Origin of the sequence: Caballeronia sp. (assembly GCF_049581465.1) — a bacterium.
Taxonomy (GTDB): domain Bacteria; phylum Pseudomonadota; class Gammaproteobacteria; order Burkholderiales; family Burkholderiaceae; genus Caballeronia.
Window position 1 is genome coordinate 1 of the sequence record NZ_JBAUSA010001269.1, and the last position, 9,718, is coordinate 9,718.

The 9,718-nt window shown below is 60.1% G+C and carries 9 protein-coding genes; 6 read left to right on the plus strand and 3 right to left on the minus strand.

The window, feature by feature from the left end; all coding sequences use genetic code 11:
• The first annotated feature begins 560 nt into the window (after window positions 1-560).
• Window positions 561-764 carry a cold-shock protein gene (locus WCA53_RS30745; protein WP_423920370.1) on the plus strand — a complete coding sequence of 68 codons (204 nt, stop codon included), beginning with the start codon at window positions 561-563 and terminating at the stop codon, window positions 762-764.
• A 323-nt stretch (window positions 765-1,087) separates the two neighbouring features.
• Window positions 1,088-2,338, plus strand: coding sequence for an arsenic transporter (locus WCA53_RS30750; RefSeq protein ID WP_423920377.1), 1,251 nt, complete (start codon window positions 1,088-1,090; stop codon window positions 2,336-2,338).
• A 425-nt stretch (window positions 2,339-2,763) separates the two neighbouring features.
• Here WCA53_RS30750 and WCA53_RS30755 read toward each other — a convergent pair whose 3' ends face one another.
• Window positions 2,764-3,561: an SDR family NAD(P)-dependent oxidoreductase gene (locus tag WCA53_RS30755; RefSeq protein ID WP_423920382.1), complete on the minus strand. Its 798-nt coding sequence runs from the start codon at window positions 3,559-3,561 to the stop codon at window positions 2,764-2,766.
• Between the two features lie 128 nt (window positions 3,562-3,689).
• On the opposite strand from WCA53_RS30755, the gene WCA53_RS30760 reads away from it, so the two are divergent.
• Window positions 3,690-4,634 (plus strand): GlxA family transcriptional regulator, encoded by a 945-nt coding sequence (locus WCA53_RS30760; protein ID WP_423920389.1) that lies wholly within the window; start codon window positions 3,690-3,692, stop codon window positions 4,632-4,634.
• Here the strand turns inward: WCA53_RS30760 and WCA53_RS30765 are convergent.
• Complete coding sequence (locus tag WCA53_RS30765) at window positions 4,603-6,168, minus strand: MFS transporter (protein ID WP_423920392.1); 1,566 nt, start codon at window positions 6,166-6,168, stop codon at window positions 4,603-4,605. The genes WCA53_RS30760 and WCA53_RS30765 overlap by 32 nt on opposite strands.
• 109 nt (window positions 6,169-6,277) lie before the next feature.
• Here WCA53_RS30765 and WCA53_RS30770 point away from each other — a divergent pair, with 109 nt between their 5' ends.
• From WCA53_RS30770 to WCA53_RS30780, 3 genes are all read left to right on the plus strand, one after another.
• On the plus strand, window positions 6,278-7,210 hold the full coding sequence (locus WCA53_RS30770; RefSeq protein ID WP_423920395.1) for a LysR family transcriptional regulator: 933 nt from the start codon (window positions 6,278-6,280) through the stop codon (window positions 7,208-7,210).
• Between the two features lie 249 nt (window positions 7,211-7,459).
• Window positions 7,460-7,768, plus strand: coding sequence for an H-NS family nucleoid-associated regulatory protein (locus WCA53_RS30775; protein WP_423920398.1), 309 nt, complete (start codon window positions 7,460-7,462; stop codon window positions 7,766-7,768).
• 235 nt (window positions 7,769-8,003) lie between these two features.
• Window positions 8,004-8,231 (plus strand): hypothetical protein, encoded by a 228-nt coding sequence (locus tag WCA53_RS30780; RefSeq protein ID WP_423920403.1) that lies wholly within the window; start codon window positions 8,004-8,006, stop codon window positions 8,229-8,231.
• Between the two features lie 75 nt (window positions 8,232-8,306).
• On the opposite strand, the gene WCA53_RS30785 is transcribed toward WCA53_RS30780, so the two are convergent.
• Window positions 8,307-9,718 (minus strand): TonB-dependent receptor (locus WCA53_RS30785; RefSeq protein ID WP_423920407.1); only part of this gene is annotated, 1,412 nt, incomplete at its 5' end.

A 9,718-nucleotide genomic window follows, 5' to 3' on the forward strand; every position in this document is an offset into this window, starting at 1 on the left:
ACGTAGCACCGCCCCCGAATCCCCCACCCGCAGTTGAACACCCATCCCAAGCACCCTCCGCATGCACACGCTTCGCCCACAACGCTGTAAGCAAACACTTCCGGCTTACGGCGGCCGGTTTGTCCGATCAGGTTTTTGGCCCGAACGTAGCACGGCCCCAAATATTTAACCCGCAGTCGAACACCCTCCCCAAGCACTCACCGCGCACACACGCTTCGCCCCCAACGCCGTAAGAAAACACCGCCGGTATGTGGCCCCCGGTGTCGTCCGATTTCGATAGCGCGCGGCTGGGTCGGCGTCGTCTTAGCTCAGAATCGACTAACTAATCCAGTGCCAGTGGATTTGGCATCTTCTTAGGGCCAATTTCATGGTTTTCCCTGATTTTTTTTGCACTTTGAAGGGGCAAAGCCGTTGGTGACACTCGAATGCAACGAAAATCGAGATGGTTCAGTCAAAAGAAAATGACAATCATCTTTTCCGCGTGGTAAAAAGAGGGGTTACGGCGCTAAATGTGTCGTGGCGCTACCAAATGGAATACGTCTTTCTTAGGAAATCGGCAAATGGCAACAGGAATTGTTAAGTGGTTCAACGATGCGAAGGGCTTCGGATTCATCACGCCGGACGGCGGCGGCGATGATCTGTTCGCGCACTTCTCCGAAATTCGTTCGGAAGGCTTCAAAAGCCTGCAAGAAAACCAAAAAGTAAGCTACGAAGCTAAGCAAGGCCCGAAAGGCCTGCAAGCATCGAACATTCAGCCGCTATAACTGATTGCTGCTTGCTTGATTGATTGACGAATGGCCCGCGAAAGCGGGCCATTCGCCTTTAAAGTCAATCAGTTAACCCACCATGCCCAACTGTCCCGCACCACTGCAATGGCATGCGACTTGCTAATCGCAACCGCAACCGTACCGATCGAACCTTTCCCCGAAAGGCGCGTGCGAGCCGAGCCGCCTGAAACTTCGCGCTGGCGCGCAATACCGCGAATTCACGCGGTGGCGACTTGACACCCAAAGTGATTCCCGTAATTAACTCTGGCAATTGCAGTTTGATCTCAAATAGACATTTTTAATCGAGACTTCATCCCGTTGTGAATCCAGTATTTCTTTCGTGGGGTATCGCGGTCGGGGCCACGGTTGGCGTCATCACGCGACCGTTCAAGTGGCCGGAGGCGGTATGGGCTGTCGCTGGCGCGCTCCTGCTTGTTGTCCTGGGGCTGTTGCCTGCCCAACAGGCGTTGCAGGCGGTCGGCAAAGGCACCGATGTCTACTTGTTCCTGTTCGGCATGATGGTGCTGTCCGAAGTCGGGCGGCGCGAGGGACTTTTCGACTGGGTCGCGGTTCTCGCCGTCAATCATGCCAGGGGGTCGCCGCGGCGGTTGTTCTTCCTGGTCTATGTCGTCGGCGTGGTCATCACGACTTTTCTTTCCAACGATGCCACGGCTGTCGTCCTCACGCCGGCCGTCTTTGCTGCAGCAAAAAAGGCGCAGACCAAGCCGTTGCCGCTGCTTTTCGTGTGTGCGTTCATCGCGAACGCCGCGAGTTTTGTGCTGCCGATCTCGAATCCCGCGAACCTCGTGCTTTACGGCAACCATATTCCGCCGCTTCTGACGTGGATGGCGCGCTTCGCCGTGCCGTCGGTGCTGTCCATTGTTGCTACGTTCCTCATGCTGCGCTGGTCGCAGCGACACGCGTTGCAGGGAACATGTGCGTCCGAACTGGAGCGCGTTGAGTTGTCGGTGAGCGGGAGGATTGCGCTGGGTGGAATCGGCGTGACGGCGCTTGCGTTGCTCGTGGTATCGGCGTTCGATATCCAGCTTGGCTGGCCCACGGCGATCCTTGGCGCGTTGACGGCGGCGATCGTGTTAATCCAGGAGAGGAAGTCGCCCATGCCTGTGATCAGGGAAATCTCTTGGAGCGTGCTGCCCCTTGTTGCTGGGCTGTTCGTGCTGGTCGAGATGCTGGAACAGACTGGCGTGGTCGGGCATCTTGCCGATGTATTGAAAGCGGCCACGCAACACGGTGAAATCGCTGCAGCGGCGGCATCGGGCGGGATCATTGCGATTGCGAGCAACTTGGTCAACAACTTGCCGGCTGGCCTGATTGCCAGTTCGACGTTGCTGCAGGCGCATAGTCCGGAGCGCGTGGTTGATGCGATGCTGATTGGCGTCGACCTTGGTCCGAACTTGTCGATCACGGGGTCGCTTGCGACTATTTTGTGGCTGAGCGCGATTCGCCGCGAGGGAGAGAACGTGGGCTTCCTGATGTTCCTCAGGGTCGGCGGAGTGGTCATGCTGCCGGCGCTGATACTGGCCGTGGGCGCAAGAGTTTTACTTTGGTAATCAGGGCATTAGCAACGGCCGTCGAGGCGAAGCGTGTGCGCGCCGCTGGTGCTTGGGGTGGGTGTTCAGTTGCGGGTTGATGGGTGGGGGCCGCGCTATGTTCGTGCCAAAAGCCTGAGATGCGCGACGACGACACTTAAATGTTGGCGGTTTAAAACGCGTTTCTTTGCTTCGTTTCTTTGCGCGTTTGCCGTTTGCAAAGAAATGAAGTTCCGCCCCGAACAGGGGCTAATAGAAATAAGCAAGTAAATCCGACTTAAGCAGAACGACCACGCTAGCAGAAGAACTCAATGCTCGCCCCACACTCGCCGCGAGCAGCACCGCCCAAGACCTGTCCCCCCAATCGCCGCGAGCAGCACCGCCCAAACCCCACCCCGTTCACCCCACCCCCAAACCCCAACCCCGCGCCAGCCCCTCCGGGAACGCTAAACACCGTATCGTGCCGCAGGCTTATCGCGTGAAAGGTTAGGAGCGAGCGTCTGCCGAGCGGCTTCATAGACATTCCAATCCGCCTGCTCGGGCAATGACGGAATAGTGATCAGCTCGCCTTGATCAAGACCGGCGAGCGCGGCGTTCACCATGTCACTCGCGCTCATGACAATACTCGCAGGCAAGTGCTCGACGGCCGTCCCGGCAATATCCCAAAACTCGGTGCTCGTCGCGCCCGGCAACACGGCCTGCACGGTCACGCCCTTGTCCTTGAGTTCGTGATGCAGCGATTGCGTGAACGCCAGCACGAACGCCTTGGTGCCGCCATACACGCCGTTCAGCAACTCGGGATAAACGCCCACGATCGACGAGATGTTCACAATCGTTCCCGTGCCGCGCGCAATCAGTCCCGGTACAACGGCTTTCGTCAGACGTGTAAGGGCCACCACGTTCAAGCTGATCATTGCGTCCATCTTGTCTGCATCGGAGTCGGCCAGCGTGGCCGTCGCGCCAACGCCCGCGTTGTTCACCAGCATCGTGATGCTCGAATCGGTCCGCAAAATGTCTTCGACGCGGCGCACGCCCTCCGTCGTGCCCAGGTCGGCTGTAACAACTTCAAAACTACGGCCCGTCTCGTCGGTGAGGCGCGCGGCGAGCGCGTCCAGCCGCTCACGGTTTCGCGCAACCAGAATGACGTCGTAGCCACGCTCGGCAAGCCGTTCGGCATACAACGCGCCAATGCCAGTGGAAGCGCCGGTTACGACGGCAGTGCCCTTGTTCGATGCCTGATTCATGCTCTACTCCATGGGTTGCCAGCGAGATGCCAGCGATGAACCCATACTAAAACTATGACATCATGGCATCAATGACATAGATACCACCTTTTAGGACATTTCGTGGCCGGGCTATTTTGAGGTTTTCCATGCGCAATTCCATCGGCTTGATCCTGTATCCCGCGTTCCAGGTGTTGAGTCTTGGCGTCTCGACGGTATTCGAGTTCGCGAACAAGAACGCGGGCGAGACCGTGTACGACGTCACGCTACTGTCGGCTGGAGGCGGCGCGGTGCCGTCGTCGCTGGGATTTGGTGTCGACACCGAGGCGTTCAGCGAGCGCGTTTTCGATACCGTGATCGTCGTCGGCGACAACATCGCTGCGCCGGCGACCGAAGGCGTCGTGGACTACCTTCGATGCGCCGCGCGTACTTCGCGGCGCATCGCGGCTACCTGCACGGGTGCATTCGTCCTCGCCGAGGCGGGATTGCTAGACGGCCGCCGCGCTACTACGCACTGGTTTTTCGCGCGCACGCTCCAACGCGACTACCCGGCTATCAGGGTGGAAGAGGACAGGATTTTTATCGTCGATGGACCGATCTGGACGTCGGCGGGAATGAGCGCGGGCATCGACCTGGCCCTGGCGCTGGTCGAGAAGGATCTGGGTAGCGACATAGCGCGCACGGTCGCCCGGCAACTGGTGGTCTATCACCGCCGGGCGGGCGGCCAGTCGCAATTCTCCGCACTGCTTGAACTGGATGCGAAGTCCGATCGCGTCCAGACCGCACTCGTCTACGCAAAAAACAATCTGAAGGCTGAGTTGTCCGTCGAGGAACTGGCGGGCGCGGCGAACCTGAGTCCGCGGCAATTCAGCCGGGTATTTCGCGAAGAGACGGGACAGTCGCCAGGCAAGGCGGTGGAGCGCCTGCGCGTGGAAGCGGCGCGCCTGATGATGGAATCCGGCAAGCATCCGATCGACCTGATCGCGCGAGACACCGGCTTCGGCGATCGGGAGAGGATGCGGCGCGCGTTTCTTCGCGCATTCGGCCAGCCGCCGCAGGCAATCAAGCGGACCGCATCGGCCGCGCATTCGTGAACAGCACCCGCACACCCACGGCAATCACCAGCGCTATCACGCCAGCGACGCCCAACGCGGCGCCAAAGCCGCTGGCAAAACTTGCGCGGGCAGCTTCGGACACGACCCCTCTCATGCCATCGGGGAGGTTGGCGGTCGCGGAGGCAACGTCGCCCGCCAGTACGCGAGACATGAACGTGCTGTCGAAATGATGGCTTCCTACGGCTGTCACGACTGGAGCCGCGTCGAATGCGCCGCGCGTGCGTGCCGCAAGCACGGCGCCCAGCACGCCAACGGAGGTGACGATCGCAGTGAAACGCGTAGTTGTACTGATGCCCGATGCCATCCCCGTGCGCTCCGGTGGCACGCACGCCACAATCGCTTTCTGGGTGTCGCCATTCAAGACGCCGGCTCCACAGCCAGTCACCACCATGCCAATAGCAACGAGCCCATAGTGGCCAGTGCCCGCTACGATCGCAGTCAGGAGGTCGCCCACGCCAATGAGTGTCAATCCCAGCGAGAGCAATGCGCCGCTGCGAACCCGCGTCGAGAGTGCACGGCCAAGATAAGGACCCGCGATCATCGCCATCGCGAACGGCAGCATGCCTAGTCCGGCTGCAACGGCAGAAAAGGCGAACGCGTTCTGGAGGTATAGCGGCAGGAACGTCATCATCACCTGCGCGCATGCCGCGTACCCAAACATCGCTAACACCGCACCGACGAATCGGGCCTGCCGAAACAGGGTTAAATCAATCATCGGATGAGAACGCCCGCGTTCCACCCGTATGAAAGCCAGCATCAGTACCGCACCTCCAGCAAGGCGCAACACGGTCATGCGACTGTCCCATCCGTCGCTCTGAGTGCCAACCAGACCCCAGATGCCCAGCGCCAGCGACAGGCCGAACAAGAGGCCTCCGGTAACGTCGAGCGGGCCGGCTTGAGGGTTCGCGGACGGGGTCACTGTCTTCCATGCGGACCACGCGAGCAACGCGCACACGGGCAAGTTCAGCAGGAAAATCCAGCGCCAGCCCAGCCACTGCGTGATAACGCCGCCCACGAGCGGCGCTACTGTCGTCGCCACGCCCATGCAGGCTCCCCAGAACGCCCACGCACGTTCACGAGAAGGCCCCCCGTGAAAGGTGTTTGCAATGATGGCAAGCGCAGAAGTGAGCAGCAACGCCGCGCCAAGTCCCTTCACCGCGCGCGCAATATCGAGCATCTGCACCGAGACCGCGAGGCCACAGCCGAGCGACGCCAGCGCGAATATGCCGAGGCCAGCAAGCAGCATCGTCTTGCGTCCGAAACGATCGGCGAGACCTCCGCTCGGCAGCAGGCACGCCGCAAATGCCACCATGTATGCGCTTACGACCCATTCCACATCGACGAACCCCGCATGGAACGTCCGGGCAATCGCCGGCAGCGAAACCGCGACGACGTTGGTGTCGAGCACGATCAACGCGCACGCCGCCGAAGCCGTGACGAGGACAAGGTGCGCAGAGCGGCTGTCGCCGTCGGCGGGTGCTGTCTGAAGGGAGGTGCTCGGGACGCTGGACATGACGAGTCGCTTCGGATGGCAATCCCCAAAGCGTAGAGGTTAGTGACTTGCCCGTCATTGACATAGAATCGCAAAATAATTAACGAATTTGTCAATACAAAAACACGACATGCGACTACTCGAACTACGGCACATCCGCGGAGTCGCCTGCGTCGCGAAGAACCTGCATTTCTCCCGCGCGGCGGAGGAACTGGGAATCGCTGCGCCTTCGCTCACCAAGCTCGTTCAGGAGGCGGAGCGCATTTTGGGCGTCAGGCTTTTTCATCGAACCAAGCGTTCTGTCGCGCTTACTGCACCGGGCGAGGCGTGGCTTGACCAGGCGCTCGTGGCGCTCGACCACTTGTCACGGGGCCAGGAACTGGCATTGCTCACGCAGCGTGGCGAACTAGGGCGCATTGAAGTGGGCTATGTTGCGTCGGCGGTTTACTCGGGAGCGTTGCAACAGGACGTCCAGAATTTCCGCAAACATCACCCGCTCATCGAGATCAACGTGCACGAGGTGGTCATGGACCGGGTCGGCGCAATGCTAGAGGACGGCGGCCTTGATCTCGCCTATGTCCGGCCTCCGATGCGTTTTCCGGAAAGTATCGCTGCGAGGACCGTGTACCGCGATACGTTCATCCTCGCGATTCCTTCCGGTTCCCCACTTGCCGCCTTCGATGTCGTCAAGCCGGCGCAACTGCGTGGCCAGGTATTCGCCCTTCCAGAGCAAATCGCGGGTACGTTCGAGGTCGCGCGGCGAGGCCGCTTTGAACCGCAAATCGGGCCGCAGCCGGGAACCCTGGCGGCCGTCCTTGCTTACGTCTCGCTAGGCGGTAACGTGGCAATAGTCCCAAGTTCGCTCACCGAATGTGTCACCCTGCCCGGAGTGGAGTACCGTCGCATTTCGGGCAAACCCATACCAACGGAAGTCGCACTGGCGTTTCGGCGATTCGAACGATCGGCGACGGTGAAGTCCTTCGTATCGGCCGCGACAAGTTCTGAAAACACGGGTTTCGTCCGAACGGGACCGCAAAACGCAGAGCGGCCCCCGCCTCTGTAGACTAACTACGAGGTCTTGCACCGGTCGTTCTGTTGTGTATTGATGTACGATTCTGCCTCTTCGTATGCAAGTGAAGGATCGGCATAAATCGTAATGTTTGTCGCACGCTTTTCCTGAGGTCCGCCACTCGTGGAGCTCTCCCAAAAGCAATGCCTTCGCATTTCCCGTCAGCGCACTGCATTAGCGCTTAGTTGCCATGACGCCACTTGAATCTGATCGAACCTAACCGTTGCCACCATTGGAGAAATCATGACCGAATTTAGTAAGCTCGGCTATCGTGAACTTTTAGCACAGCGCGAGGCGCTGGAAAAGCAAATCGCCGAAGTATCAAAAGTCGAACGCGCGGGCGTGATCGAAGACATCATCGAAAAAATGGCGCTCTTTGAGATCAAGCCGGAGGACCTGGAACCGCGCCGCGGCCGCGGTCCAAGAAAACAATCGGGCCCGGTCGCGCCCAAATATCGCGATCCCGTGTCGGGAGCGACCTGGTCCGGACGGGGAAGAGCGCCGCTATGGATGGCGGATCAGGACCGTGACAAATTTCTCATCGGCGACTAGGCGCAAACGCAATTCGGTCCCCGCGCAGTTGTCCACATAATCTGTGGGCAGGGTTGTGGACAACCTGCCGGAGCACGCGCTAAGCCATTGTTGTTGCGGCGTTTTGCGCCCGCGCCTCAAGGAACGTCACGTACGGCCGATCTTGTGTCCTCGCGTTGTCGACTATCATGGGTAAAAGAGCCCGTGATACGCCCAAGCCAGAAAAATCAAAACTACGACATCGAATTCCACGACCATGCCGAGCAAACCACACCGCTGGCAACCGAGCATTACCGCGCGCACCCTCCTGATGGTGCTCGTCGGCTTCGTCGCCTTCGTGATTGTCGGGGGCGTCGTGCTGTATAAGCCGATCGTGTACGGCGATGCGGTCGAGGACTTCGGGATCGTCATGATGCTGACCGTCCCGGTGATCGCGGCCGTCGCGTTTCGCGTTGTCCTGGATTCCTGGGTGGATCCAGATTGAAGGATTCAAAAAATGCCGTTCAGTGGCCTATCTGAATGGCATTACGTTTTCGTTCTACCTGTCTCGCGAACTGGATCAGAAGTCGGTCGTCACGGAGAACCAGGCGGTGCGTGGCTCCGCTTGCGTCAGATAGCCGCCGAGTGCCGATGACCAGTACGCACGATTCGCAAGGTTCGTCACCATGACGCGGAACGTGGTGTCATGCTTGAACACCTGCATCTTGTAGCGCGCACCGACATCGAAGCGCGTCGACGATGGGACCACCTGCGTATTCGCCTCATCCAGATACTGTTTGCTGGTATAGATCGCGCGGGCCATCAGCGTGAGACCGTTCACGTGCGGCACGTCGTATTCCACGTTCGCGTTGAACGTCCAGGCGGGCACGCCAATCGGATGGTTGCCGTCGTCGGCGCTGCCGTCCGTGTCTTCGAGTTTCGCGTCGATATACGAGACGCCGCCGATCAGGCGCACGCCGTTCAACGGCTCGCCGAACGTCGAGAATTCGATACCGCGATGGCGCTGCTCGCCGTTCGCCGCATAGATGTCGGTGACGCTGTTCGTGAACGCAACCGGTTGCTTGATCTGATAAATCGCCAACGCCGCACCATAGTGATTCGCGTCGTACTTGACGCCCGCTTCGTATTGCTTGGCGCGAAACGGTGCGATGATCGCGCCGACGTTGGCCGCATTGGCCGGCGCGCTGCCGCCTGCTACCAGGCTTTCGCTGCGGTTCGCGTAGACCGAGAGATTCGGCTGGATCTTGTAGACCGCGCCGAGAATCGGCGTCGTGGCGGATTCGTTATAGGCCGAGACCTGCGCCTCGGTGCCGTAGGCGTAGCCGTTCTCGAGGATGTTCTGATAACGCGCACCGACCGTGAGCAGGAAGCGATCGCCGAAGAAGCCTAGCGTGTCGGAGACGACGAAGCTGCGCAGCAACGTATCGCTGGTCAGGCCCGGATCGGGGAACTCGCCCCCGCTGAAAGCCGCCGGCGGACGCGCGACCGAGGGCGTGTCATAAAGGCTCGTGGGGTACGTCGAGGTCAAATCGTAGGCGCCGTAACCATCGATCCGGTTGATCTGCCAACCCGCGTTGAACGCGTGGCTGACCGGGCCGGTATCGAACTTGCCGCGCACGCCCAATTGAGCCGATATCGCGTTTTCCTTGTACCCGACGCCCAGGCCGTATGCGCTCGTCGAGCCCTCGTCGTAGGTCAGCGTCGAATAGTCGCCGAGTTCGGTCGTATGGCGCGCGCCGACACCCGCGTAGACAGTCCAGTCCGGTGCGATGTCGTACTCGCCACGGAGCATGCCGACCGTGTCCTCCATGGACGAATACGTCCACTTCTGACCGTAGTTGTACGTCGCCGAAGGGGGGCCAGGCACGTCATCGCCAATGATGAAAACCCCCGGGCGGCCGTCCGTGAGATTGTCCCTCTGGTACAGGAAATCGGCATTCAAACGGAACCGGCCGCCGCGATAGTCGAGCG